Origin of the sequence: Nocardia sp. NPDC056541 (assembly GCF_042794235.1) — a bacterium.
In the GTDB taxonomy this organism is placed as follows: Bacteria; Actinomycetota; Actinomycetes; order Mycobacteriales; family Mycobacteriaceae; genus Nocardia.
In genome coordinates this window covers 49,514-74,834 of the sequence record NZ_JBHTUD010000010.1, presented here as the reverse complement: position 1 = coordinate 74,834, position 25,321 = coordinate 49,514, and the positions used below count along the sequence as shown (strand labels likewise).

The following is a 25,321-nucleotide window of genomic DNA, read 5'->3' as shown; positions in this document are numbered from 1 at the left end:
CATCGCGGGGGTCAGGACTTGGCGAGGTATTCGATGCGTTCGCCGTCGACGGCGGCGTGCATCATGCCCGCCAAGCCCGGATGATGCACCAGACCCGGGTCCTCGGCGACGACCTGGCGGGCGAGTTCCTGTGCGGCGGTGATCACCTCGAGGTCGTCGAGCAGCGAGAGCAACCGCAACGACCGGGCGGTACCGGACTGCGCCGAACCGAGGACGTCACCTTCGCGACGCTGGCGCAGGTCGAGCACCGAGAGTTCGAAGCCGTCGGTCGTCGCCGCCACCGCCTCCAGCCGCGCCATCGCTGTCCCGCCCGGCGCGGCATCGGTGACCAGCAGGCACAGGCCCGGGTGCTTACCTCGGCCGATACGACCGCGCAGCTGGTGCAGCTGACTCACCCCGAACCGGTCGGCGTCGACGATCACCATGACAGTCGCGTTCGGCACGTCGACACCGACCTCGACGACCGTGGTGCAGACCAGCACGTCGATGGCGCCGTCGTTGAATTGGCGCATCACGTGGTCTTTTTCATCGGACGGCAGCCTGCCGTGCAGCAGGCCGACGCGTACACCGGCGAGCGGACCGGCGCTCAGCGTCTCGTACATCTCCACCGCGGCCGCGGTGGTCGGGCCTTCCTTCTCCGCCTTCTTCCCCTTGGCCGGTGGCGCGTCGGGATCCTCGCCGATGCGCGAACAGACGACATAGGCCTGCCTGCCCTGGCCGACCTCCTCGACGATGCGCTCCCAGGCACGATCCACCCAGCCCGGGTGCAGTTTGCGCGGAACAACTTTCGACACGATCGGTGAGCGCCCCTTGGGCAGCTGGGTGAGCGTGGAGGTTTCGAGATCGCCGAGTGTCGTCATCGCGATGGTGCGCGGGATCGGGGTGGCGGTCATCACCAGCAGGTGCGGGCTGATGCCGTCTTTCGCCTTGGCGCGCAACGCGTCTCGCTGTTCGACACCGAAGCGATGTTGTTCGTCGACCACCACGAGGCCGAGGTCGTAGAACTCGACGGCATCCTGGATCAGCGCGTGGGTACCGATGACGATGCCCGCCTCGCCGGTCATCGCGTCCAGCAATGCCGCCTTCTTCGCGGCCGTCGACATCGATCCGGTGAGCAGCACGACCTTCGTCGAGTTCTCCGCAGCGCCGAGTTCGCCCGCGTTGCCGAGGTCGCCGAGCATCGCCCGCAGCGACCGATAATGCTGGGCGGCCAGGACTTCGGTCGGCGCGAGCAGGGCGCATTGACGCCCCGAGTCCACGACTTGGAGCATGGCGTTCAGTGCCACGATCGTTTTGCCCGAACCCACCTCACCCTGCAGCAGGCGGTGCATCGGGCGGGTACGGGAGAGGTCTTCGGAGATCTCCGCGAGCACCTGCTGCTGGCCTTCGGTGAGCTCGAACGGCAAGCGCTCGTCGAAGGTGGCGGCGATGCCGTCGGCCGAGGGCGGGCAGGCGGGGGCGGTGCGGCCCTCCACCTCGTGGCGGCGTTCGGCCAGCACGAGCTGCAAGGCGAGCGCCTCATCGAAACGAAGCCTGTCCCTGGCCTTCTCGATATCCAGCTTGTGCTCAGGGAGGTGGATCAGGCGCAACGCTTCCGAGAGCGCAAGCAGTTGGCGCTCCTCGCGCAGGTCGGCGGGCAGCGGGTCGTCGATGGGGTCGAGCTGGTCGAGCACCTGGCGAATGCAGGCCAGCAGGTCCCAGCTCTGGACCTTCGCGGTCGCCGGATACACGGGCACGAATTCGCGCTCGAAGAACGAGGCATCCACTCCGCCCGCGCCTTTCGCGCTCTGCGCCAGCCCGCGCAGCGCGCCGCTACCGCGCACGGAGGTGAGTTCCTCCACACCGGCTTCGGCCTTGTCGGGCAGGATCAGGTAGTCGGGGTGCGAGAGGTTCCAGCGGTCGGGACGCCACCAGTGCACGGTGCCCGACATCATCGCTCGCACACCTTCTTTCACCAGATATCGCACCTTGTCGCCGTTGAAGAAGGTGGCTTCCAGTGGACGCTGGGCGCCGGTGTCGAGCTGCACCTTCAGCAGGGAGCCGCGCCGGTTCTTCATCGGGCGCAGTTCGGTTTTCGTGATGCGACCGATGACGGTGATGTGCGCACCCTCCTCCGGCTCCTCCTCGGTGAGGGGCTGCCCCTGCGTGGCGTAGCGCACCGGATAGTGGCGCAGCAGATCCTCGACCGTGGACATGTCGAACGCCTCGGTCAGCCGGTCGGCCGCCTTGACGCCCAGCACATGGTCGAGCCGGTCACTCAACGTCGCCATCTACTCGACCCCTATCTGCACCAGATCCGCTTGCTGTCCACCGGAATACACCACCACCTCGACGCCGGGGAAACCGGCCGTCACATGCTCGGCGAGCACCTGCGCCAGCTCGGGCCCCGTATCGGCGCCCATCAGCAGCGTCACCAATTCCCCACCGAGACCGAGCATCCGGTCGAGCAGAATGCGTCCCGCGCCGACCACATCGGGGTCGATCACCACCACATCCTGGCCGACGAGCCCGAGTCCGTCACCGGGAGAACACATTCCGACCATCGTCAGGGCCCGCACCCGAGCAGCCCGCAGGGCACCCCAGCGCATGGTCGCCGCCGCCTCCGACATCGCGAACGCGTCATCCACCGCGATCCGCCCGCGATCGTGCACCGCCAGCGCCGCGAGGCCCTGCACCATCGACGCGCTCGGCAGCAACAACACATCACGCGACCCGTCACGCGCGGCCACACCGACCGCGACGAGTTCCTGCGCGGGCAGGGCGCCGTTGGGCAACACGAGCACCTCACGATGTGGCATCCGCCGAATCGCGGTCAGCAGAGTGCTCGTATCGACCTGCCGATCCCCGCGCAACACCACCGCCCCGGCATCTTCGAACAGGCGCGTGGCGGCAGCGCCTGCCACCACCGCCAGGACACCGCGGTCCGCGAGGACACCGCGCGCGGCGGGATCGCCGAAGACGCGACCATCGCGAGCACCGCCGGTGACGGGAAAGACGTCTCCCTCCGCGGGACGCGACAGTCGATCACCGGCACCGCTCGCAACCTGCGCGCACACCGCGGAGTTGTCTCGCGCACCCGTCCCGCCCCGCGCGTGCCGCGCACCGAGCCGGTCGGCGCCTCGCGCGTGGTGGCCGTGATCGTGATGGCCGGGCTCGTGATGGCCGCTGTGCGGCGCGGTCACCGCGAAACTCTCGATTCGAATGCTCGTCACCGTGCCCACCGCGAGCCCGGCCTCGATCGCCGCCCCCGCGTCGCGGCAGTGCACGTGGGCCGACCAGGTGCTGTCGCCGTCGCCGACCACCACCACCGAATCACCGAGAACGGCGAGCCGATCGCGCAGCCCACCCGCGGCGGTCTCGTCGGTGCCGGAGATCACGTACATGACCTCGAAGTGTGGATCAGCGTCCCGATCACGGTGATCATGGTCGTCGCGTATCCGCTGCTCCCGGCCGTCGGAAACGGCCTCCCCCTCGCCGTCGCGCGCAGGTTCGTGATCGATGTCACCGGACCCGCCGGGCAGAGTCACTCCCTGCTCGTCGCCGTCGTCCGGCCGCCGGTGCGGCCCCTGATCCGCGCGCTCGCCCCGCGTGTACCTGACTCGCGCGGGTGCCTCACCGCAGACTTCGGCCACGAGGCAGTCGAGCAACACCAGCAGCCCGCGCGCCCCCGCGTCGACGACTCCCGCCGCGCGCAGCACGCCCAGCTGGGTCGGAGTCCGGCTCAGTGCCCGCGCGGCGCCTTCGGCGGCGGCACGGGCCACCTCTTCCAGGGAGGGTTCGGCGACCTCGGCGGCCGCGGCGGCGGCGCGGTCGAGAACCGTCAGGATCGTGCCCTCGACCGGGGCACTCAGTCCCGTGCGCACGAGCACGGCCGACCGCCGCAATGCCTCCTGCAGCCGCGCACCGGTCAACGGGCCTGCGACAACGGCCTCCGCGATCCCGCGCAGGACCTGCGACAGGATGATGCCCGAGTTTCCGCGCGCACCCGTGGTCGCGCCGCGGGCCAAGGCCTGGGCGACGAGGTGGGACGTGGCGTCCTGCGCGTCGAGCACGGCCCGCTCCGCCGTCGCGACCGCGGCGCGCATGGTGGCCAGGAGGTTGGTCCCGGTGTCGGCGTCGGCGATGGGGAACACGTTGAGCGCGTCGATCTCCGCGCGGCGTAGCTCCAGGTCGGTGCGGCAACCGCGGGCCCAGACCAGCAGATCGGGGCCGTCGAGAGACTCCCGCACGTGCGCCACCGCCACCTCGCTCCCCGTTCTGCGTACCCGCGCGCCGAGCACGCACGCCAGGTTAGCGGCAGCTACCGACCGGGGTACGCTGACCTCGGACGGGCCCTCAGCCGGGCTGTGCTCGGCAAGTCGACCGGGATACCCGGTTTGGAACTTCGAGGCCCGGCCCGCTAGTCTTGCAGGGTTGCTTTGTGCGGCCCACGTGGGTCTGCGCTGGCCGACGACAGTCGGCAAGGCATTTGACGACATCAGTTTCCGGTTCAGCGGGCATACGTGCGCCGCTGTCCGCTTATGACATGAAGGAGCTCGCGACATGGCTGCCGTTTGCGACGTCTGCGCCAAGGGCCCCGGTTTCGGGAAGTCGGTCTCGCACTCGCACCGGCGCACCAACCGTCGCTGGAACCCGAACATCCAGACCGTGCGTGCGCAGGTTGCCCCTGGCAACACCCGCCGGATGAACGTGTGCACCTCCTGCCTGAAGGCGGGCAAGGTCGTCCGCGGCTGATTTTCAGCCCGTACATTCTGCCGACAATGCCCCGGCACCCCTCGTGGGTGATCCGGGGCGTTGTCGTACAACGGCCCCGTGCCCTCGAACGAGCGCGCCGTGTCTGACTGGCGGATCGCGCCGCTCACGGCGAACCGGGTCACCGAACTCGCCGCGTGCCACATCGCCAGCTGGCGTGAGGCCTACGACACGCTCGTCCCCGCCCACATCCTCGACGGCTTCGACCTCGAACGCTCCGCGATCAATTGGGAACGTCGTCGTGCCGCGGGCACCCACCGGTTGCCGGTCGCGCTGGCCGGCGACCGCCTGATCGGTTTCGCCGCCGGGCGGGATCTGCCCGTACCCGGTCGAGCGCCGGACCGGTGCCCGTCCACCGAGGCCGAACTCGAAGCGCTCTACGTCCGCAGCGCCTGGCACGGCACCGGCATCGCCGACGCCCTGATCGAGGCGGCAGCCCCCGGATCGCCGTGCACCCTCTGGGTCTTCGCCGACTATCCGCGCGCCCACGCCTTCTACCGCAGGCACGGCTTCACCGACACCGGCAACCGCCGCACCGACCCGTTCACCCTGCTGCCCGAACAATTGTGGCGACGCGAGCCGGGTTAATGTGACGCCATGAGTACCACCGAACCGGTCGCCGCCGCCGAGATCATCGACGGCGTGCTCCAGCTGACCATCGCCACCTCCGCCGCGGGCACCTCGATGGATTTCGACCTGATCAACGCGGGCACCGCGGCCCTGCGCGCCCTCGACCCGTCGGTCGGCGCGATCCTGCTCACCGGCGCGGGCGCGAACTTCTGCGCGGGCGGCAATGTCCGCAATTTCGCCGGGGCCGATGACCGCGGCGCCTACCTGCACCAGCTGGCCGACGAACTCCACGAGTTCGTCCGCGCGCTCGCGGCCGCCCCCGTTCCCGTGATCGCCGCGGTGCAGGGCTGGGCGGCGGGTGCGGGCATGAGCCTGGTCTGCGCCGCCGACATCGCGATCGGTGGACCCTCGACGAAACTGCGCCCCGCCTACCCCGGCATCGGCCTGTCCCCCGACGGCGGCATGTCCTGGCTGCTCCCCCGGATCGTCGGCCTGGGCCGCGCCAGCGAGATCCTGCTCACCGACGCCGTCCTCGACGCCGACGAAGCCGTCCGCCTCGGCATCCTGAGCCGCACGGTCGCCGACGACGACATCCGCGCCGAAGCCCTCCGCCTGGCACAGACCTTCGTCAACGGCCCCCGCGCCACCTACTCGGCCATGAAAAAACTGCTGGCCCAGTCGCCCACAGCGATTCTGGACCAGCAGCTCGATGCCGAACGCGACAGCATCTCGGCCGCCGCGAACAGCGACACCGGCCGCGAAGGCGTCGACGCCTTCGTCGGCAAGCGCAAGCCGAACTACGTCGGCCTCACCTAGAAGCCACCAACTTCGACATAGAAGTCACCAACTCCCGCGACTGAACTGACCACCCCGGCGCGACCAACGCCACGCCGGGTGTCAGCCACCACGGGTTTTCGGCCGCCTCGCATCCGAAGGGCGAGACGGAACGCCGAAGGCGCAGTATCGCCCTTCGGATGCGAGGCCCTCAGGGCCGAAAACCCCGCGGCGCCAGCCGCTCTAACAAGCAGCGCCGAGGGCGCTGAAGGTGTTCTGCAGCAGGCAGGTCACCTTCGCGTTCACGCCCGAGGAGATGGTCGAGGTGCCGGTGGAGGTCCATTCCTCGCCGACCTGGGTGGTGGCCACCGGTGCGGCCTGCTCGTTGTAGGGCTCGAGCTGCAGGCCTGCGGCGGTGGCCGAGCCCGCGCCCGCGGTGATGGCGGCGGCGACGGCGGCGGTCGCGAGGGCAGCGCGAACGGTGGAGATGTGCATCGGGTTGTGCTCCTTCATCATTCTCTTCTGGTGCGGGCGACGCCCCGGGTCAGGGCAGCCGCCAGTCGACGGGGTCGGCGCCGAGTTCGTCGAGCAGTTCGTTGACCCGGGAGAACGGTCGTGAACCGAAGAACCCGCGCGAGGCGGAAAGCGGTGAGGGGTGCGCCGATTCGACATAGGGCACCTCGGCGTCGACCAGTGTGGGCTTCAGTGAGCGGGCGTCGTTGCCCCACAGCACCGCCACGAGCGGCTCGTCACGGGCGACCAGCGCCCGGATCGCCTGCTCGGTGACCGCTTCCCAACCCTTGCCCCGGTGCGAGGCGGGCGCGCCGGGGGTGACGGTGAGTACCCGGTTCAGCAGCAGCACACCCTGATCCGACCAGGGGCTCAGGTCTCCGCAGGTCGGCGTATCGAAGCCGAGATCCTTGCTGTATTCGGCGAAGATGTTGGACAAGCTGCGTGGAACCGGCGAAACCTGCGGTGTGACAGAGAAACTCAGCCCCATCGCGTGGCCCGGTGTCGGGTACGGATCCTGGCCGACGATCAGCACGCGCACCGCGTCGAACGGGCGCTGGAACGCGCGCAGCACGTTCTCCCCTTCGGGAAGATAGCCGCGGCCCGCCGCGTTCTCTTCGCGAAGGAATTCGCCCATTTCGCTGATGCGGTCGGTGACCGGCTCCAGTGCCCGGGCCCAGCCCGGATCGATGATCTCCGACAGTGGTTTGGCACCCATGACCGCACAACCTATCGTTCGCCGTCGGTGGGCGTGGCGTCCGCCCCACGGAACGATTCCCAGCCGGTGCCGCCGGTGGGTGTCACGCCGTCGACGGTGACGCCACTGCCTGCGGTTACTACGCCGATCGGCCGCCAGCCCGCGGGGAGCGCCACCTCGGCCGGCCAGGTTCCGGCGAAGGCGTGGTCTTCGCCGCCGGCCAGAATCCATTGCGCGGCATCGGCATCGAGCAATGTCGCGAGGGCCGCCAGTTCGGGGTCGGTCAGTGCCGCGCTGTGCACGTTGATTGCGACGTTCGAGGCGGCGGCGAGATGCCCGAGGTCGGCGAGCAGTCCGTCGGAGACATCGGTGAGGGCGGTCGGGGGGTGCGCGCCGAACGCGTCGATCACCGCCGCGTACGGCGGCTGCGGAACACGATGTGTCGCAAGGGCATAGGTGAACTCGGGATCGACGAGGTCCGCGCCGCCGGTCAGGACGGCCAGCCCGGCGCCGGACCAGCCGAGTTCGCCTGCCACCGCGACGATGTCACCGGCCACCGCGCCCGAGCGGGTGATCGCGGGCTGTCCGCCGAGGTCGCCGAACGCGGTCACCGAGACGATCAGCTGATCGCTGCGCACCAGGTCGCCGCCCGCGATGGACCCCCCGGCGCGGCCGGCCTCGATCCACATCCCGTCGGCGATCCCTTCGACCACGGACACGGGGGTGTCGGCCGGGCAGCCGAGCGCGACCACGAACGCGGTAGGCCGCGCACCCATCGCCACCACATCGGCGGCGTTCTGGGCGATGGCCTTGCGGCCGATGTCGACGGGCGAGGACCAGTCGAGGCGGAAGTGTCTGCCTTCGACGAGCATGTCGGTGCTCACCACGAACCGCCCATCGGGCGCCGCGACCAGCGCGGCGTCGTCACCGGGGCCGAGCAGCACGTGCGCGGCCTGCTCCCGACCGGCGTTGATCCGGTCGATCAAGGCGAATTCGCCCAGCTCACGCACCGTCTGCGGACGGCTGTCCTCGCTGATGACCGACCCCTTCCCGCTGTGCTGCTGACCGACGAAATCGCCCCGACGGTACCCTTTCGGAGGCGATCGGGCACCACCGACGGCGCAGGCGAACCAGCGAACGGAAGGACCACACAGCTATGGCGGACTCGACACCGGAGGATCGCGACGAGGCGACCACTCCCGACGACACCGCCGCTGCCGACGCGAAATCGTCCGGCGACGAGCCGACGTCCGACGACAATCCACCGTCCGGCGAAGGCGCCCACCCGGAACCCGCCGCCGAGCCGAGCCTCGCCGCCGACACAGACAGGGACGCGGGCGATTCGGAGTCCGACGACGAGGACGAGGACTCCGACGACGCCGACCTCGAGTCACACCACTCTCCCGCGCTGATCGCCACCGCGGTCGCCCTGCCCGTCGTCTTGATCGTCGCCGTCCTGGTCGCCGCCTTCATCGCCCTGCGCGCCCCCGTCGAACGCGAGCCCCTCGCCCTCGGCCCGGTCCCGGCCCCCGCCGCCGACGGCCCCGCCTGTCAAACACTGCTCCCGGCCCTGCCCGCCGAGCTCGGCGACTACACCAAGTCGACCCTCGTCGAACCCGCCCCGCCGGCCACCCGCGCCTGGCAGCTCCCCGACGGCGGCGATCCGATCACGCTGCGCTGCGGCCTCGACCGCCCCCTCGAGTTCAACCGCGCGTCACCGTTGACGGTGATCGACGGCGTGAAGTGGTTCCAGGTCCGCGACGAGGTCGGCAAGACCGGCACCTGGTTCGCCGTCGACCGCGAGACCTACATCGCGCTGACCGTCCCCGATGGCTCCGGCACCAGCGCGGTGCAGACCGTGTCCGACATCATCAACGCGAATCTGCCTGCCCGCGAACCGACTCCGGGCGAACTCTGAGCTAACTGACTGGCGCCGTGGGGCTTTCGCGCACAACCCCGCCGAAAGCCCTGCGGCCGAACAGGACTACCGCAGCCCGGTTCCGCGCGCGAGCGCCGTCTCGATCAGCGTCGACACCAGCGTCGGGTAGTCGATACCGGTCGCTTCCCACATCCGCGGGTACTGCGAGATCGGCGTGAAGCCGGGCATCGTGTTGATCTCGTTGATCACCGGACCGTTCTCGGTGACGAAGAAGTCGACCCGCGCCAGCCCCTGGCAGTCGAGCGCGCGGAACGCCCGCACCGACAGCTCCCGGATCTCGTCGGCGACATCGTCGTCGAGCTTGGCGGGCACATCGAATTCGCACACGTCGTCGAGGTATTTGGTGGCGAAGTCGTAGAACTCGGGGGCGGCCGCGTCGGCATCGGGCATGCGGATCTCGGAGACGACGCTGCCGCGCACCTCACCATCGGCGAATTCCAGTACGCCACACTCGACTTCGCGTCCGACGATGCCCGCTTCGATGATCACCTTGGGGTCGTGCGCACGGGCGGCGGAGATCGCCGCGGCGAGATCGGCCCAATCGGTGATCTTGGTGATGCCGATCGAGGAGCCACCGCGCGCGGGCTTCACGAAGGCAGGGAGGCCGATCCGGGTCCGGTCGGCCTCGGACAGGGTCTCGGTGCCCGGCCGCAGCACGACCTGCACGCCGACGGGCAGCGATTCGGCGGCCAGCAATTTCTTGGTGAACTCTTTGTCCATGCCCGCCGCGCTGGCCAGCACGCCCGCGCCGACGTAGGGAATCCCGGCCAGTTCGAGCATGCCCTGCAACGTGCCGTCCTCACCGAAGGGCCCGTGCAGGATCGGGAACACGACATCGACATTGCCGAGGACGTCGCTCGAGTCGAGGGCGACCAGCGCACCGGAGCGGCCGGGGTCAGCGGCGAGGGTGAGGGCGGTTCCCGACGCGTCGACCTGCGGTTGCACGCCGTGGCTCAGCGCCAGCTCGCCGATCCCGTCGGCCAGTACCCAGCCGCCGGTCGGGGTGATGCCGATCGGCACCACCTCGTAGCGGGTGGGATCGAGGTTGCGCAGCACACTGCTCGCCGACACGCACGAGACGGCGTGCTCGCTGCTGCGCCCGCCGAACACCACAGCCACCCTGATCCGTTCCGTCATGAACGTCACCGTAGTAGGTTCTCGCCGCCGTGGCGCTATCGCCCTTATTCGGGCTTGATCCGCCTGCCGAGCAGGCTGCCGACCGCCTCGCTCACCGATAGCCCCTCATGACACACCCTGTGCACCGCGTCGGTGAGCGGCATCTCCACCCCGTGCTCGGCGGCCAGGGCCCGCACCGATGTGCACGACTTCACACCTTCGGCCACCTGCCCATTGGTCGCTTCCTGCGCGGCGCTCATCGTGCCGCCCGCACCGAGCGCGTACCCGAAAGACCGGTTGCGCGACAGCGGCGAGGTACAGGTAGCCACCAGATCGCCGACACCCGCCAGCCCGGCCAGCGTCACCGGCTGCGCGCCCAGCGCCACCCCGAGCCGGATCACCTCGGCGAGCCCGCGCGTGATCAGGCTGGCCGCCGTGTTGTCGCCCAACCCCATTCCCGAAGCGATGCCGCAGGCGAGCGCGATGACGTTCTTGCACGCGCCACCGATCTCGCAGCCGATCACATCGGTATTGGTGTACGGCCGGAAGTACCCGGTGGCACACGCGCGCTGCGCGACCCCGGCCCGCTCGGTGTCGGTGCAGGCGATCACGGTCGCCGCGGGCTGCCGTTCGACGATCTCGTGCGCCAGATTCGGGCCCGACAACACCGCGATGCGTCCCGGCTCGGCCCCGGTGACCTCCGCGATCACCTGACTCATCCGCAGCAGCGTGCCGGTCTCGATCCCCTTGGCCAGACTCAACAGCGTGGCGTCGGACCCGATATCGCCCTTCCACAGATCCAGATTCGCCCGCAACGATTGCGACGGCACCGCCAGCACCACCAGATCCGCCCCGTCCAGCGCGACCCGATGGTCATCGGTGCCCCGCACCGGTGGCAACTGCACGCCGGGCAGGTAGAACGGATTGCGGTGCTCGGTATCGAGCGCCTGCGCCACCTCGGGCCGCCTGGCCCAGATCGTCACGTCGGTCCCCGCCTCGGCCAACACCTTCGCGAACGCCGTACCCCACGACCCCGCACCCATAACCGCCGCCCTCGTCATCAGCCCAATATGCCATGCAAGGATCGGAACCATGCACACCGTGCACGCCGTGATGGCGGTCAAACACATCGGCCGGGCCAAGAGCAGGCTGGCGAACGTGCTGAGCACCGAGCAGCGGGCCCAGCTCGTGCTCGCCATGTTCACCGACACCGCCGTTGCCGCCACCGCGGTGCCCGAGTTGTCGTCGCTGACCGTGGTCACGCCCGATCCGCTGGTCGCCGCCCGCGCGCGCGAGCTCGGCGCGCACGTGCTCGATGAGCCACCGGCCGGTGCCGACCCGCTCAACACCGCGCTCGCCGCGGGCGCCGCCCACGTGCGCGATCGCCACGGACCCACCGCGCTGCTCGCGCTGCAGGCCGACCTGCCCGCTCTTCGCCCGTCCGAACTGGCCGACGTGCTCACCGTCGCCGTCAGCGCGCGATCGGTGGTGATCGATCACACCGGTACCGGCACCGCCGCATTGCTGATCCGCGACGCCACCGCACCGCTGTCGCCCCGCTTCGGCGCCGATTCCGCGCGCGCACACCGCGACGACGGCGCCGTGCCGCTGCTCGGGCACTGGCCGGGCCTGCGCTGCGATGTCGACACCCCCGAGGATCTCGATCTCGTCCGCACGCTCGGCGTCGGCGAATTCACCACCTCGACGCTGCGCGAATTCGGATTCTCATCGCACAGAAGTGATCCCGTTCGCACTGTGTGCTAGCTGATCGCCACAATCGGACCGGTCGGAACGAATCGTGCAATGTCGTGATGCGCGGCGCCCGTTCCTCGAGGGATGATTGATCTCGTGAGCGATACGGAAACCATCAAGCAGCTGCCCCCGATTTCCCCGCCACCTGCGGCCGCCCTCGCCTCGGGCGGTGACGCGAGCGCGCAGCGGTTGCCCAGAGATCGCTACCTCAACCGCGAGTTGAGCTGGCTCGACTTCAACGCCCGTGTCCTGGCCCTGGCCGAGGACGCCTCGTTGCCGTTGCTGGAGCGCGCCAAATTCCTCGCGATCTTCGCGTCGAACCTCGACGAGTTCTACATGGTGCGCGTGGCCGGCTTGAAACGCCGTGCCGAGACCGGCCTGTCGGTGCGCTCGGCCGATGGTCGCTCACCGTCGGAACAGCTGGAGATGATCACCGCCCGTGCCCAGGAGCTCGCCGAGCGGCACGCGAAGGTGTTCATCGACGCGGTGAACCCGGCGCTGGCCGTCGAGGGCATCGACATCATCGGCTGGAGTGACCTCGACGACGATGAGCGCCAACGCCTGTCGAACTACTTCACCGACCAGGTGTTCCCGGTCCTCACACCGCTCGCCGTCGACCCGGCGCACCCGTTCCCCTACATCTCGGGCCTGAGCCTGAATCTGGCCGTGACCGTGCGTGATACCGGCACCGGCGGTGAGCACTTCGCCCGCGTGAAGGTGCCCGACAACGTCGACCGTTTCGTGCGCGTACGCCGCACCGGCGCGCCGTCGGCGATCGCGGCGTTCCTGCCGATGGAAGACCTCATCGCCGCCCACCTCGACCTGCTGTTCCCCGGTCTGACCGTGGTGGAGACGCATTCGTTCCGGATCACCCGCAACGCCGATTTCGAGGTCGACGAGGACCGCGACGAAGACCTGCTGCAGGCGATGGAGCGCGAACTCGCCCGCCGCCGCTTCGGCAAGCCGGTGCGCCTCGAGGTCTCCGACGACATGACCGAGCACATGCTGGAACTGCTGTTACGTGAGCTCGAGGTCGACCCCGCCGATGTGATCCAGGTGCCCGGCCTGCTCGACCTGTCCTGCCTGTGGCAGGTCTACGGTGTCGACCGCCCCGAGCTGAAAGACGCGCCGTATGTTCCGGCCACTCCGGCGGCCTTCGGCGAGCGCGAGACTCCGCGCAACGTCTTCGCCGCGCTACGCGAGGGCGACGTGCTGGTGCACCACCCCTACGACTCCTTCTCCACCAGCGTGCAGCGCTTCATCGAACAGGCCGCGGCCGACCCGCAGGTACTGGCGATCAAGCAGACGCTCTACCGCACCTCCGGTGACTCCCCCATCATCAATTCGCTGATCGAGGCCGCCGAGGCGGGCAAGCAGGTCGTCGCGCTGGTCGAGATCAAGGCCCGCTTCGACGAGCAGGCCAACATCAAATGGGCACGCGAGCTGGAACAGGCGGGCGTGCACGTGGTCTACGGCCTGGTCGGTCTGAAGACCCACTGCAAGACCTGCCTGGTGGTGCGCCGCGAGGGTTCCACGATCCGGCGCTACTGCCACATCGGCACCGGCAACTACAACCCGAAGACCGCGCGCCTGTACGAGGACGTGGGGTTGTTCACCGCCGCACCGGAGATCGGCGCCGATCTCACCGACCTGTTCAATTCGCTGACCGGCTACTCCCGCAAGGAGGACTACCGCAATCTGATGGTCGCGCCGCTGGGCGTGCGCGCGGGCATCATCGAGCGGATCGATCGCGAGATCGAACTGGCCGGACAGGGCGCGGCCGCCCGGATCCGGATCAAGGCCAACGCGATCGTCGACGAGCAGATCATCGACGCGCTCTACCGGGCCTCCCAGGCGGGCGTGCCGGTGCAGATCGTGGTGCGCGGCATCTGCGGCCTGCGCGCGGGTGTGCCCGGTCTGAGCGAGAACATCGAGGTGCGGTCGATCCTCGGCCGGTTCCTGGAACATTCCCGGGTCATGGAATTCGGCGCGCAGGAGCAGACCTGGATCGGCAGCGCCGACATGATGCACCGCAATCTCGACCGCCGCGTCGAAGTGATGGTGCAGGTGAAGGATCCCAAACTCGTCGATCAGCTCGCGCAGGTGTTCGATTCCGCGCTCGATCCGGCGACCCGCTGCTGGATCCTGCTGCCGGACGGCACCTGGCAGGCCAGTCCCACCGATGTCGAGGCCGACCAGGTGCGTGATCACCAGGCCTTCCTCATGCGCCGGCGTCGCCCCGATCAGCCGTGAGCGCACAGAGTCAGGACGGGTCGTTGCGCGACCCGCGCGTACGGCCCAACATCCATGCCGCCGGGGCGGTTCTGTGGCGGGCGGGGACGCTCGGCCCGGAGATCGGCGTGATCCACCGGCCGAAATACGGCGACTGGTCACTGCCGAAGGGCAAGCTCGATCCCGGCGAGACCCCGGTGGTCGCGGCCGTGCGCGAGGTGGGCGAGGAAACCGGCCTCGCTGCCACGCTGGGGCGCTATCTCGGCCACGTCACCTATCCGATCCCGGGCCACCGTCAGCTCAAGCGGGTCGACTACTGGGCCGCCGAGGCGGCCGACGGCGACTTCGCCGTCAACGACGAAGTCGACCAGCTGCGGTGGTTCCCGCTGGCCCGGGTGATGGACCAATTGTCGTATCCGATGGATCGCCAGATCGTGCGGATCTTCGCGCGGCTGCCCGCCCGCACCAACACGGTGCTGCTGGTGCGCCACGCCAAGGCGGGCAAGCGCAACCGCTTCGACGGACCCGACGAGTTACGGCCGCTCGAGGCCGCCGGGGAACAGCAGGCGAAGGCATTGACGCCGAATCTGCTGGCGTTCGGCGCATCCGAGATCTATTCCGCCGATCCGCTGCGCTGCATCCAAACCGTGACCCCGTTGGCGGAACAGCTCAACACCGAAATCAATTGCGAGCCAATGTTTTCCGAGCAAGGTTACGATTCAGCGAAAAGCACGGCGCGGCAACGATTTCTGTCGTTGGTAACAGATCGGGGGGTGCCGGTCGTGTGTAGTCAGGGTGGGGTGATTCCCGATCTCACCCAGTGGCTGGCCGAGCAGGGCGGACTCACGCTGCCCTCGGCGCGCAATCGCAAGGGCAGCGTCTGGGCATTGTCGTTCGTCGCGGACCGATTGGTCGCGGCGGACCATATGGACCGTTCGTTGTCGACGGCAATCGTCACCACCTGAGTCACCCGGACCGGCTCGGAAACAGCCGAAACGGCCCCGGGATTCCCGGGGCCGTTCTCGGTCCAGTGGTGGGTGATGCGGCCTACGTGCACATTCCCCGACCTGATCCCGCTGCGGCAGGATCAACGAGCACGACGGGCGGCAGTCTTCTTAGCAGCAGTCTTCTTGGCGGCAGGAGCCTTCTTCGCAGCGGTGGTCTTCTTGGCGGCCGTGGTCTTGGCCGCCGTCACCTTCTTGGCAGGAGCCTTCTTGGCCGCCGTCACCTTCTTGGCGGGCGCCTTCTTGGCCGCCGTCACTTTCTTTGCCGCCGTGGTCTTCTTGGCGGCAGGTGCCTTGGTGGCGGCCTTACGGGCCGTGGTCTTGGCCGGACCCTTGGACGGCGTGGCCTTCTTGGCCGCGGTCTTCTTCGCCGCGGTCTTCTTGGCTGCCGCCTTCTTCGCCGCCACCGGGGCATTCACGCCCCGCTTGACGGCAGGCCCGGACGAGGCCAGCTTCTGCTTACCCGCGATGACTGCCTTGAACTGCGCGCCCGGCCGGAAGGCAGGCACCGAAGTAGCCTTCACCTTCACGGTTTCACCGGTACGCGGGTTACGGGCAACCCGGGGAGCACGCTTGCGCTGTTCGAACACACCGAATCCGGTGATGGTGACGCTCTGACCCTTGTGCACGGCACGGACGATGGTGTCGACAACATTCTCGACAGCCGCGGTAGCCGTCCGCCTGTCCGTACCCAACTTTTCGGTCAGAACGTCGATCAGTTCCGCCTTGTTCATTGAATCCTCCGCAGACTAATGGCCCGTCGTCGGACCGACTAGGTACCACGGTAAACCCAGTTTGAGCAAGAGTCTATGTGCCACGCCAAAATTCATGTGGTTTAGCACACGTCCAGCTACCGCCGCCCAGGATGCGCCCCTAAGCGCCCCAGCTGATTACGCCCGTGAAATAGGCTCCGGCAGCGTCACGGGTTTCCATGACGGCCTTCCCTTTTCGAACTCGCTGATCTCGTCGGCGCGGCGCAGCGTGAGGCCGACATCGTCCAAACCCTCCAGCAGACGCCACCGGGTGTAGTCGTCAATATCGAACGGCAACACGACGGTTCCCGCTGTGACGGTGCGCGCGGACAGGTCGACAACCAATTCGATGCCGGGCTGTTCCTCGATCAGCTTCCAGAGCATTTCGACATCGTTCTGTGACATCTGCGCGGCCAACAGCCCGCCCTTGCCCGCATTTCCACGGAAGATGTCCGCGAAACGCGACGAGATGACCACCCGAAAGCCGTAGTCCGACAGCGCCCACACAGCGTGCTCACGCGAAGAACCGGTACCGAAATCCGGGCCCGCCACCAGCACGCTGCCCCGGGTGTACGGCTCGGTGTTGAGAATGAACTCCGGATCGGCACGCCAACCGGCGAACAAGCCGTCCTCGAAACCCGTTCGGGTCACGCGCTTCAGGTAAACGGCGGGGATGATCTGATCGGTGTCGACATTGGACCGGCGCAGCGGTACGCCGATGCCTTTGTGAACGGTGAAGGCTTCCATAACGATTCCCTTTCGATCTGTAGGTGATCGGTGACTCAGGCCAGATCGGCAGGCGAGGACAGGGTTCCACGGACCGCCGTGGCGGCCGCGACCAGCGGCGAGACCAGGTGCGTGCGACCGCCCTTGCCCTGCCTGCCCTCGAAATTGCGGTTCGAGGTCGACGCGCAGCGCTGGCCGGGTTCGAGCTGATCGGGATTCATACCCAGGCACATCGAGCAGCCCGCCTGACGCCATTCCGCGCCCGCGGCGGTGAAAATCTCGCCGAGTCCTTCTTTTTCCGCCTGCGCGCGCACCCGCATCGAGCCAGGCACAACCAGCATTCGTACGCCCTCGGCGACCTGGCGCCCCTTCAAAACATCGGCCACCGCGCGCAAATCTTCGATCCGGCCGTTGGTGCAGGAGCCGACGAATACGGTGTCGACGCTCACCTCACGCAGCGGCATTCCCGGTGTCAGGTCCATGTAGCGCAAGGCCTTCTCGGCGGATTCGCGCTCGTTCTCGTCGGCGATCTGAGCCGGGTCGGGCACATTCGCGCCCAGCGGCAGGCCCTGGCCGGGGTTGGTGCCCCAGGTGACGAACGGGGTGAGCGTGTTCGCGTCGATGTGGACCTCGGCGTCGTACTGCGCGCCTTCGTCGGTGACCAGCGCGTCCCAGGAGGCCACTGCGGCATCCCAGTCGGCTCCCTGCGGTGCGTGCGGGCGGCCTTTCAGGAATTCGTAGGTCACCTCGTCGGGGCCGATCATGCCGGCGCGTGCGCCCGCTTCGATGGACATGTTGCAGATCGTCATCCGCGCTTCCATCGACAGCTTGCGGATCGCCTCGCCGCGGTATTCCAGCACATAACCCTGGCCGCCGCCCGTGCCGATCTCGGCGATCACGGCCAGGATCAGGTCCTTGCTCGTGACGCCCGGCGCCAATTCACCGTCGACGGTGATCGCCATCGTCTTGAACGGGCGCAGCGACAGCGTCTGGGTGGCGAGCACGTGCTCGACCTCACTGGTGCCGATGCCCATCGCCAGCGCGCCGAAGGCGCCGTGGGTGGAGGTGTGGCTGTCACCGCAGACGACGGTCATGCCGGGTTGGGTGAGACCCAGCTGCGGACCGACCACGTGCACGATGCCCTGCTCCGCGTCGCCCATCGAGTGCAGGCGCACGCCGAATTCGGCGCAGTTGCGGCGCAGCGTCTCCACCTGGGTACGCGAGATCGGGTCGGCGATCGGCTTGTCGATATCGGTGGTGGGGACGTTGTGGTCCTCGGTGGCGATGGTGAGATCGGTCCTGCGCACCGGACGGCCCGCCGCGCGTAGCCCGTCGAAGGCCTGCGGACTGGTCACCTCGTGCACGAGGTGCAGATCGATGTAGATCAGGTCGGGTTCGCGGGAGGAACCATCGCCTTCGCCAGTGACGACGACGTGCTGTTCCCACACCTTCTCGGCCAGTGTGCGAGCGCGCTCGGCCATAGCTTGATCACCTTTCGACGGGCATACTTGGTATCTCAGCATTTGAGACGTTAGTATCGTTCTATGAGACAGCATAGCGGTATCGGTGTTCTCGACAAAGCCGTGGCGGTGCTCTATGCCGTCGCCGACGAGCCCTGCGGTCTCAACGACCTGTGCACCCGCACCGGCCTGCCACGCGCCACCGCGCATCGGCTGGCGGTCGGGCTGGAGACGCACCGGCTGCTGGCCCGTGACGGCAACGGACTGTGGCGGCCGGGGCCCGCGCTCACCGAGTTGTCGGCGGGGGCGGCCGATCCACTGGTGGAGGCCGCCGGTGCCATTCTGCCCCGTCTGCGCGAGATCACCGGCGAGAGCGTCCAGCTCTACTGCCGCGACGGTCACGCCCGCGTCTGCGTCGCCGCGCTGGAGCCGCCCGTCGGCCTGCGCGACACGGTGCCGGTCGGTTCGCGACTACCGCTCACCGCGGGTTCGGCGGCGAAGGTGTTGCTGGCATGGGCCGATCCCGAGTTGCAGCGCACGGTCCTGGCCGACGCGGTGTTCGGCGACCGGGCACTGGCCGAGGTGCGCAAGCGCGGCTGGGCGCAGAGTGCCGCCGAGCGCGCGCAGGGGGTGGCGAGCGTGTCGGCGCCGGTGCGCGATGCGGGCGGGGTGATCGTGGCCGCCGTGTCGGTCTCGGGGCCGATCGATCGAATGGGCCGTAGGCCGGGCGCGCGCTGGGCCGCCGATCTGGTCGCGGCCGCCGAGGCGTTGCACAAGCGATTGTAGAAACGAAGAAGGCCCCCGGTCGGATTCGACCGGGGGCCTTACTTTGCTTTGTAGCCCCGACGGGATTCGAACCCGCGCTACCGCCTTGAGAGGGCGGCGTCCTAGGCCGCTAGACGACGGGGCCAGGACGATCTCACAGAGTGAAACCTTGCTGGGGTACCAGGACTCGAACCTAGAATGGCTGTACCAGAAACAGCTGTGTTGCCAATTACACCATACCCCAAAGACCGAAACGTCCGGCCTTGCAATCCCCACCGAGTGGTTGTCGGTGTTGCGAGGCCGTGTTCCGCGGCGATGAGAAGATTACCAAACACTAGGGGGTAAACTACAAATCGCCTGGTCAGAAGCCGCTTTTCGGCCGTTTTCGACCCGCTGGAGCGGATGCGGCGCAGGGCCGCACCCGCTTCCCACAGCTACTGCGCGGCAGGAGCCCAACCACGGGCGGCACGCAGTCGATCGAGTGAGGCCTCGCGACCCAGCAATTCCATCGACTCGTACAGCGGCGGGCTGATGTGCGAACCCGTCACCGCGACCCGCACCGGCGCGAACGCCTTACGCGGCTTGAGCCCCAGATCGTCGATCAGCGCATTTTTCAGCGCCTCCTCCAGTGCCGGGGTGGTCCACTCGCCCAGCGGCTCCACAGCGGCGATCGCGGCGTCGAGCACGGGGTCGGCCTCGGCGCCGAGATTCTTGGTGCCCGCCGCCTGGTCGATCGCGAACTCCGCGGGAGCGACGAAGAGGAACTTCAGCAGGTCCCACGCGTCACCGAGCACCACGATGCGGGTCTGCACGAGTTCGGCGGCGACCAGGAATGTCTTCTCGTCGACTTCGGCCCCGATGTGGTTCTTCGCGGTGAGGAACTCACGCAGACGGTGACCGAAATCGCCGGGCTCGAGAAGGCGAATCTGCTCGGCGTTGATCGCGTCGGCCTTCTTCTGATCGAAGCGCGCCGGATTCGAATTCACCGAGGAGATATCGAAAGCCGCGACCATTTCCAGCATGGAGAACACATCGCGGTCCTCGCCGATGCTCCAGCCGAGCAGGGCGAGGTAATTCAGCAAACCCTCAGGGATGAATCCGCGGTCCCGATGCAGAAACAGATTCGATTCCGGGTCGCGCTTGGACAGTTTCTTGTTGCCCTGACCCATCACGAACGGCAGATGACCGAACTCGGGCGTGAACTCGGCAACCCCGATACGCTGCAGCGCGGCATACAGCGCGAGCTGACGTGGTGTCGAGGAGAGCAGATCCTCACCCCGCAACACATGGGTGATCCGCATCATCGCGTCGTCGACCGGATTCACCAACGTGTAGAGCGGGTCACCATTGCCCCGGGTGAGGGCGAAATCGGGGACGGTGCCGGCTTTGAAGGTGGTTTCGCCGCGAACGAGATCATTCCATCCGAGATCTTCTTCGGGCATCCGCAAACGGACCACGGCGGGGCGACCCTCGGCTTTGTACGCCGCGATCTGCTCGGCGCTGAGATCGCGATCGAAATTGTCGTAACCGAGTTTCGGGTCGCGGCCGACGGCGCGATGACGGGCCTCGACTTCCTCCGGCGTCGAGAATGCCTCATATGCCTCCCCGGCCTCGAGCAACCGGCGCACCACATCCAGATGCTGATCGCGGCGCAGCGACTGCCGGTAGGGCTCGTAGGGTCCGCCGACCTCGGGGCCCTCGTCCCAGATGAGCCCCAGCCAGCGCAGCGCGTCGAGCAGCGCGCGGTAGGAATCCTCGGAATCGCGGGCGGCGTCGGTGTCCTCGATGCGGAATACGAATTTGCCGCCGTGGTGCCGCGCGAACGCCCAGTTGAACAGCGCCGTGCGCACCAGGCCGACGTGCGGCGTGCCGGTCGGCGACGGGCAGAAACGGACCCGTACTTCAGTCATGACTCTCTTCTCCGCTGGTCTCAGCGCTTGGTGGCAACAGGATTGGTGAGGGTGCCGATGCCCTCGACGGTGACCGACACGTTCTGCCCGGCCTGCAGCGGTCCGACGCCTTCCGGTGTGCCGGTGAGGATCACGTCACCGGGCAGCAGGGTCATCACCGAGCTGATCCATTCGATGATCTTCGGAATATCGTGCAGGAACAGCGACGTGCGGCTGCGCTGACGAACCTCGCCGTCGACCTCGGTGACGATCTCCAGATCGCTTGGATCCAGCGCGGTTTCGATCCACGGGCCGAGCGGGCAGAACGTGTCGTAGCCCTTGGCCCTGGTCCACTGGCCGTCGTGGCGCTGCTGGTCACGAGCGGTGACGTCGTTGGCGATGGTGTAGCCGAGGATCACCTCGGACGCCTTGGCCGCGGCCACGTCCTTGCACGGACGGCCGATCACCACGGCCAGCTCGCCCTCGTAGTCGACCTGAGAAGAGCTGGGCGGCAGGATGATCGATGCGTTCGGGCCGATGATCGAGGTGTTCGGCTTGATGAAGATCACCGGGTCCACCGGCGCCGCACCGCCCATTTCGGCCGCGTGGGCGGCGTAGTTCTTCCCGATGCAGATCACTTTGCTCGCCAGGATCGGTGCCAGCAGGCGGATATCGGCCAGCGGCCAGCTCCGTCCGGTGAACGTCGGCGAGCCGAACGGATGTTCGGCGATCTCCTTGGCGACGGCATCGCTTCCGTCACCCTCGATGCTGACGAAAGCGACTCCATCGGGACTGGCAACTCGACCTAAGCGCATGCCCCGGAGTCTATCGAGACGGGGCTACCTGCCCGAACGCACCCGTGATGCGACACCGGTCGCTCGATAGCCGCCCGGGGGAAGTGCGGGAAAGATCACACCGGTGTGATTCGAAGCCACTGCCCGCCTGCGGGATTCGCGCGTGCGCCGATGTGACCCGTCAGACACCTCGCCGGTGCGGAAATTCCACGGGTCACCGGTGTAGCGTGATCATGGACGTTCAAACAATGAGACATCAATCTCAGATAATGAGATGCAATCGTGCAATCCGGCGAGGTGAGAATCGTGACAGACGCGCGGCCGATGGCCCCAGTGACGCGGATCGGTGACGGCAGACGCTGGATGATGCTCGCCCTCGGTGTCTTCGCGCAGACCTCGAGTTCGATCTTCATCCACGGCACCCCGTTCCTGCTGCCCGCGCTCACCGCTCGTGGCGATTCACTCGCGTCCGCCGGAGCCCTGGTGGCATTGCCGACCGTAGGTCTGGTTTGCACCCTGATCGCCTGGGGGTACGTGGTCGACCGGATCGGCGAACGCATCGTGCTGGTGGCGGGGACCCTGCTGATGTTCGTGGCAGGCGTCGCCGCGGCCGTGGTGGACAACCCGGTCGCGTTCGGTGCGCTGCTGTTCGTGGGCGGCATCGGCGCCGCCAGCTCCAACGGCGCCAGTGGCCGGGTGATCGTCGGCTGGTTCCCGCCGGACCGGCGTGGCCTGGCCATGGGCATTCGCCAGACCGCGCAGCCACTGGGCGTCGGCATCGGCGCGCTCACCATCCCGTGGGTGGCCGCGCACCACGGCATCCCCGCAGCGCTGCTGGTGCCTGCCCTGATGGCCGGGGTCGCCGCGATCGGCTGCCTGGTCGGCATCATCGACCCACCGCGACCGGCCGCGAAGGCCGCCGACCGCGCCAATCCCTATCGCGGCGACTCCACTCTGTGGCGCATCCACGGCGTCTCGATCCTGCTGGTCGTCCCCCAGGCCACACTGTGGACCTTCGGTCTGCTGTGGCTCCACGTCGACCTGGGTTGGTCACTGGCCGCGGCGGGCGCCTTGATGACCGCCACCCAATTCCTGGGCGCCGCAGGCAGAATCGGCGCGGGAGCCTGGTCGGACCGAGTCGGCTCCCGCCTGGGCCCCCTGCGTCAGGTAGCCATCGCCGCCGCCCTCGCCATGGCCGCCCTGACTGTCACCGCCTGGACCGACTGGTGGTGGGCCGCCGTCCCGTTGATGGTCGCGGCGTCGGTGATCTCGGTGTCCGACAACGGATTGGCGTTCACAGCCGTGGCCGAGATCGCCGGCCCCTTCTGGAGCGGTCGCGGCCTCGGCATCCAGAACACCGGCCAGAACCTCGCGATAGCCGCCGTCCCACCACTTTTCGGCGCGGTGATCACGGCGACCGGCTTCCCCGTGGTCTATGCCTTGGCGGCGGTCGCCGCAGTGGCGGCGGTGCCCTTGGTACCCAGAGAATCCCGAAAGTAACGGCACGGCAGTCTGGTTCATCGAGACACGACGCCCCCTACCCTGCTCGCACCCCTGCCCACGAATTACGTTCCGGGACAGTCGAGTAGCCGTATCACCCACTCACCGGACACAATTCGATCCGCGCCACCAACGGCAAAGGCTCGCTCCGGCATTCAGCCGAAGCGAGCCTTGTTGCCGAGCTGTCAGAAGTCGATCAGCTGTTCGGGATCGAAGGACAATCGAACATCGCTGTCTCCCCGCAACACTGCGTCGAACATCGAGCCGGATCCGACCGCCGGATCGGCACGATAGGTACCTGCGCCCGCATCGAGCAGCAGCCGGATGACTCGAATGCTGGGCCGATGCTCCACGATCCAATATTCGGGAATCCCGAGCGCCGCATACTCACCGACTTTTCGCACCCGATCGGTACGTTCGCTCCCGCTGCCCGGCGAGACCACCTCGACAACGAGCAAGACGTCGAGTCCTGGAAGAATTTTCGGCACCTCGTCCACGATCACCGATCGTGCGACGTCACGAGGAACGATGAGAACGTCAGGCTTCCGTACACCTGAAGGGGTACTGATCTCCCACTCACCGCCGTCGAGGACCACCAGTGAGTCGTTGGGCAGTGCGCCTCGCACTATTTGAGCCAGCCGGTGCGCGATCCAGTTGTGCCGAGCCCCCGCAGCCACCTCGACCAACCACCCGTCCTCGAGTTCGAACCCTTTGCCGTCCTCCGACAGGTCGTGCAGATCGAGCACAGTGTAGGGGCCGAAGCCGCTGTCACCGACAGCGCGGTCAACCGTCATCTCGCCTCCCGATCTGGGGCCTTCCACCCTTCATCTGCCTGACCGCCCGACTGGACACGCCACGATGTGATCAGTCTAATCACCACGGTCCGGGATAGACACCACCGTCGAGTCGCGTACAGATTCAGCGACCAATCACCCGAAACCTGGAAGGGCCTGCACCATCGAGCACCGGTGCAGGCCCTTCCCCGTCGAGTTGTCCTACACGATGGCCGCGATGCGGTCGCCGACCTCCACGGTGGACGCGGTGCCGGTGCGCGAGGCCAGGTCCTTGGCGACGGCGGATTCGATGCGCGCCGCGCCCTCGGTGTTGCCGAGGTGGTTGAGCAGCAACGAGACCGAGAGGATCGCGGCGGTCGGATCGGCCTTGGACTGACCCGCGATATCGGGGGCACTGCCGTGGACCGGCTCGAACATCGACGGGTTCACACCCGAGGCGTCGATATTGCCCGAAGCGGCCAGACCGATGCCACCGCTGACGGCGGCGGCGAGGTCGGTGATGATGTCGCCGAACAGGTTGTCGGTGACGATCACGTCGAAGCGGCCCGGATCGGTCACCATGTGGATAGTCGCGGCGTCGATGTGCTGGTACGCCGTGGTCACATCCGGGAATTCGACCGAGACCTCGTCGACGGTGCGCTGCCACAGCGAACCGGCGAAGGCGAGCACATTGTTCTTGTGCACCAGGGTGAGGTGCTTGCGACGGGCCCGCGCGGTGGCGAAGGCGTAGCGCACCACACGCTCGATGCCGAAGCGGGTGTTGTTGGAGACCTCGGTCGCCACCTCGTGCGGGGTGCCGACGCGGATCGCGCCGCCGGTGCCCGTGTACGGGCCCTCGGTGCCCTCGCGCACGACCACGAAGTCGATATCCGGGTTGCCCGACAGGGGGCTGGTGACGCCCGCGTGCAGCTTCGACGGACGCAGGTTCACGTGGTGATCCAGCGCGAAACGGGTCTTGAGCAGCAGTCCACGCTCGAGCACGCCGCTGGGCACCGACGGATCGCCGATCGCGCCGAGCAGAATCGCGTCGTGCTGCTTGAGCTCGGGCAGCACCGACTCCGGCAGGATCTCCCCGGTGCGGTGGTAGCGCGCGGCGCCCAGGTCGTACTCGGTCTTGTCCACACCGGGCACCACCACGTCGAGCACCTTGAGCGCCTCGGCGATGACCTCGGGACCGATGCCGTCACCGGCGATTACTGCGAGTTTCATGAACTAGCTCCGTTCGAAGTCGGGGCGGACCGTGCCGCGCCGGGATACAGGTGCGCGCCGCCACCGTGAGGTGACGGCGCGCAGCT

The 25,321-nt window shown here is 67.9% G+C and carries 23 protein-coding genes and 2 tRNA genes; 9 read left to right on the top strand and 16 right to left on the bottom strand.

Translation table 11 applies throughout. The annotated features are described in order from the left end of the window. Window positions 1-11: 11 nt before the first annotated feature. Together recG and ACFQ9R_RS19050 are read right to left on the bottom strand one after the other, a co-directional pair. Window positions 12-2,270 carry an ATP-dependent DNA helicase RecG gene (gene recG / locus ACFQ9R_RS19055; protein ID WP_378992128.1) on the bottom strand — a complete coding sequence of 753 codons (2,259 nt, stop codon included), beginning with the start codon at window positions 2,268-2,270 and terminating at the stop codon, window positions 12-14. Next, entirely contained in the window at window positions 2,271-4,229 is a 1,959-nt protein-coding gene (locus ACFQ9R_RS19050) for a DAK2 domain-containing protein (RefSeq protein ID WP_378992127.1), read from the bottom strand. 313 nt (window positions 4,230-4,542) lie between these two features. Between ACFQ9R_RS19050 and rpmB the strand changes: the two genes are divergently transcribed. From rpmB to ACFQ9R_RS19035, 3 genes are all read left to right on the top strand, one after another. After that, the gene (rpmB, locus tag ACFQ9R_RS19045) at window positions 4,543-4,734 is read left to right on the top strand and encodes a 50S ribosomal protein L28 (protein WP_011210730.1); all 192 of its coding nucleotides are present in this window, start codon (window positions 4,543-4,545) and stop codon (window positions 4,732-4,734) included. 99 nt (window positions 4,735-4,833) lie between these two features. Beyond that, window positions 4,834-5,340 carry a GNAT family N-acetyltransferase gene (locus ACFQ9R_RS19040; protein WP_378992126.1) on the top strand — a complete coding sequence of 169 codons (507 nt, stop codon included), beginning with the start codon at window positions 4,834-4,836 and terminating at the stop codon, window positions 5,338-5,340. A gap of 9 nt (window positions 5,341-5,349) precedes the next feature. Further along, a complete protein-coding gene (locus tag ACFQ9R_RS19035) occupies window positions 5,350-6,138 on the top strand; it encodes an enoyl-CoA hydratase/isomerase family protein (RefSeq protein WP_378626314.1) in 789 nt (262 codons plus the stop codon). A gap of 201 nt (window positions 6,139-6,339) precedes the next feature. Here the strand turns inward: ACFQ9R_RS19035 and ACFQ9R_RS19030 are convergent, their stop codons facing one another. From ACFQ9R_RS19030 to ACFQ9R_RS19020, 3 genes are read right to left on the bottom strand one after another with little or no spacing between them, the layout of a single operon-like run. Beyond that, window positions 6,340-6,591, bottom strand: coding sequence for a hypothetical protein (locus ACFQ9R_RS19030; RefSeq protein WP_266291645.1), 252 nt, complete (start codon window positions 6,589-6,591; stop codon window positions 6,340-6,342). Between the two features lie 49 nt (window positions 6,592-6,640). Continuing rightward, window positions 6,641-7,324 carry a uracil-DNA glycosylase gene (locus tag ACFQ9R_RS19025; RefSeq protein WP_358064032.1) on the bottom strand — a complete coding sequence of 228 codons (684 nt, stop codon included), beginning with the start codon at window positions 7,322-7,324 and terminating at the stop codon, window positions 6,641-6,643. 11 nt (window positions 7,325-7,335) lie between these two features. Next, the gene (locus ACFQ9R_RS19020; RefSeq protein WP_378992392.1) at window positions 7,336-8,340 is read right to left on the bottom strand and encodes a thiamine-phosphate kinase; all 1,005 of its coding nucleotides are present in this window, start codon (window positions 8,338-8,340) and stop codon (window positions 7,336-7,338) included. Window positions 8,341-8,459: 119 nt separating this feature from the next. On the opposite strand from ACFQ9R_RS19020, the gene ACFQ9R_RS19015 reads away from it, so the two are divergent. After that, entirely contained in the window at window positions 8,460-9,221 is a 762-nt protein-coding gene (locus ACFQ9R_RS19015; protein WP_378992125.1) for a DUF3515 domain-containing protein, read from the top strand. A gap of 66 nt (window positions 9,222-9,287) precedes the next feature. Here the strand turns inward: ACFQ9R_RS19015 and ACFQ9R_RS19010 are convergent, their stop codons facing one another. Next, window positions 9,288-10,379, bottom strand: coding sequence for a D-alanine--D-alanine ligase family protein (locus ACFQ9R_RS19010; RefSeq protein ID WP_378992123.1), 1,092 nt, complete (start codon window positions 10,377-10,379; stop codon window positions 9,288-9,290). Between the two features lie 44 nt (window positions 10,380-10,423). Beyond that, window positions 10,424-11,419: an NAD(P)H-dependent glycerol-3-phosphate dehydrogenase gene (locus tag ACFQ9R_RS19005; RefSeq protein ID WP_378992122.1), complete on the bottom strand. Its 996-nt coding sequence runs from the start codon at window positions 11,417-11,419 to the stop codon at window positions 10,424-10,426. 31 nt (window positions 11,420-11,450) lie between these two features. On the opposite strand from ACFQ9R_RS19005, the gene cofC reads away from it, so the two are divergent. The 3 genes from cofC (at window position 11,451) to ACFQ9R_RS18990 (ending at window position 15,307) form a co-directional block, all read left to right on the top strand. Continuing rightward, window positions 11,451-12,122, top strand: coding sequence for a 2-phospho-L-lactate guanylyltransferase (gene cofC, locus ACFQ9R_RS19000; RefSeq protein ID WP_378992120.1), 672 nt, complete (start codon window positions 11,451-11,453; stop codon window positions 12,120-12,122). A 72-nt stretch (window positions 12,123-12,194) separates the two neighbouring features. Beyond that, the gene (locus ACFQ9R_RS18995; protein WP_378992119.1) at window positions 12,195-14,363 is read left to right on the top strand and encodes an RNA degradosome polyphosphate kinase; all 2,169 of its coding nucleotides are present in this window, start codon (window positions 12,195-12,197) and stop codon (window positions 14,361-14,363) included. Window positions 14,364-14,386: 23 nt separating this feature from the next. Then, a complete protein-coding gene (locus tag ACFQ9R_RS18990; protein ID WP_378992118.1) occupies window positions 14,387-15,307 on the top strand; it encodes an NUDIX domain-containing protein in 921 nt (306 codons plus the stop codon). A gap of 122 nt (window positions 15,308-15,429) precedes the next feature. Here ACFQ9R_RS18990 and ACFQ9R_RS18985 read toward each other — a convergent pair whose 3' ends face one another. The 3 genes from ACFQ9R_RS18985 to leuC form a co-directional block, all read right to left on the bottom strand. After that, window positions 15,430-16,080, bottom strand: a complete 651-nt coding sequence (locus tag ACFQ9R_RS18985; protein WP_358105333.1) for an HU family DNA-binding protein — start codon at window positions 16,078-16,080, stop codon at window positions 15,430-15,432. Between the two features lie 156 nt (window positions 16,081-16,236). After that, window positions 16,237-16,845 (bottom strand): 3-isopropylmalate dehydratase small subunit, encoded by a 609-nt coding sequence (gene leuD / locus ACFQ9R_RS18980; protein WP_378626302.1) that lies wholly within the window; start codon window positions 16,843-16,845, stop codon window positions 16,237-16,239. A 35-nt stretch (window positions 16,846-16,880) separates the two neighbouring features. Beyond that, on the bottom strand, window positions 16,881-18,305 hold the full coding sequence (leuC, locus tag ACFQ9R_RS18975; RefSeq protein WP_378992116.1) for a 3-isopropylmalate dehydratase large subunit: 1,425 nt from the start codon (window positions 18,303-18,305) through the stop codon (window positions 16,881-16,883). Window positions 18,306-18,368: 63 nt separating this feature from the next. Between leuC and ACFQ9R_RS18970 the strand changes: the two genes are divergently transcribed. Next, window positions 18,369-19,070: an IclR family transcriptional regulator gene (locus tag ACFQ9R_RS18970; protein WP_101466364.1), complete on the top strand. Its 702-nt coding sequence runs from the start codon at window positions 18,369-18,371 to the stop codon at window positions 19,068-19,070. Between the two features lie 51 nt (window positions 19,071-19,121). On the opposite strand, the gene ACFQ9R_RS18965 is transcribed toward ACFQ9R_RS18970, so the two are convergent. The 4 genes from ACFQ9R_RS18965 to ACFQ9R_RS18950 form a co-directional block, all read right to left on the bottom strand. Further along, a tRNA-Glu gene (locus ACFQ9R_RS18965) sits at window positions 19,122-19,194 on the bottom strand. Window positions 19,195-19,221: 27 nt separating this feature from the next. After that, window positions 19,222-19,293 (bottom strand) — tRNA-Gln (locus tag ACFQ9R_RS18960). Window positions 19,294-19,483: 190 nt separating this feature from the next. Continuing rightward, window positions 19,484-20,959, bottom strand: coding sequence for a glutamate--tRNA ligase (gene gltX / locus ACFQ9R_RS18955; protein ID WP_378992114.1), 1,476 nt, complete (start codon window positions 20,957-20,959; stop codon window positions 19,484-19,486). Window positions 20,960-20,979: 20 nt separating this feature from the next. Next, window positions 20,980-21,753 carry a fumarylacetoacetate hydrolase family protein gene (locus ACFQ9R_RS18950; protein WP_378626299.1) on the bottom strand — a complete coding sequence of 258 codons (774 nt, stop codon included), beginning with the start codon at window positions 21,751-21,753 and terminating at the stop codon, window positions 20,980-20,982. 303 nt (window positions 21,754-22,056) lie between these two features. Between ACFQ9R_RS18950 and ACFQ9R_RS18945 the strand changes: the two genes are divergently transcribed. Beyond that, a complete protein-coding gene (locus ACFQ9R_RS18945; RefSeq protein WP_378992391.1) occupies window positions 22,057-23,232 on the top strand; it encodes an MFS transporter in 1,176 nt (391 codons plus the stop codon). Window positions 23,233-23,417: 185 nt separating this feature from the next. Here ACFQ9R_RS18945 and ACFQ9R_RS18940 read toward each other — a convergent pair whose 3' ends face one another. Then, complete coding sequence (locus ACFQ9R_RS18940) at window positions 23,418-24,026, bottom strand: Uma2 family endonuclease (protein WP_378992112.1); 609 nt, start codon at window positions 24,024-24,026, stop codon at window positions 23,418-23,420. A gap of 201 nt (window positions 24,027-24,227) precedes the next feature. Then, window positions 24,228-25,235 (bottom strand): 3-isopropylmalate dehydrogenase, encoded by a 1,008-nt coding sequence (locus ACFQ9R_RS18935; RefSeq protein WP_378992110.1) that lies wholly within the window; start codon window positions 25,233-25,235, stop codon window positions 24,228-24,230. Window positions 25,236-25,321: the final 86 nt, after the last annotated feature.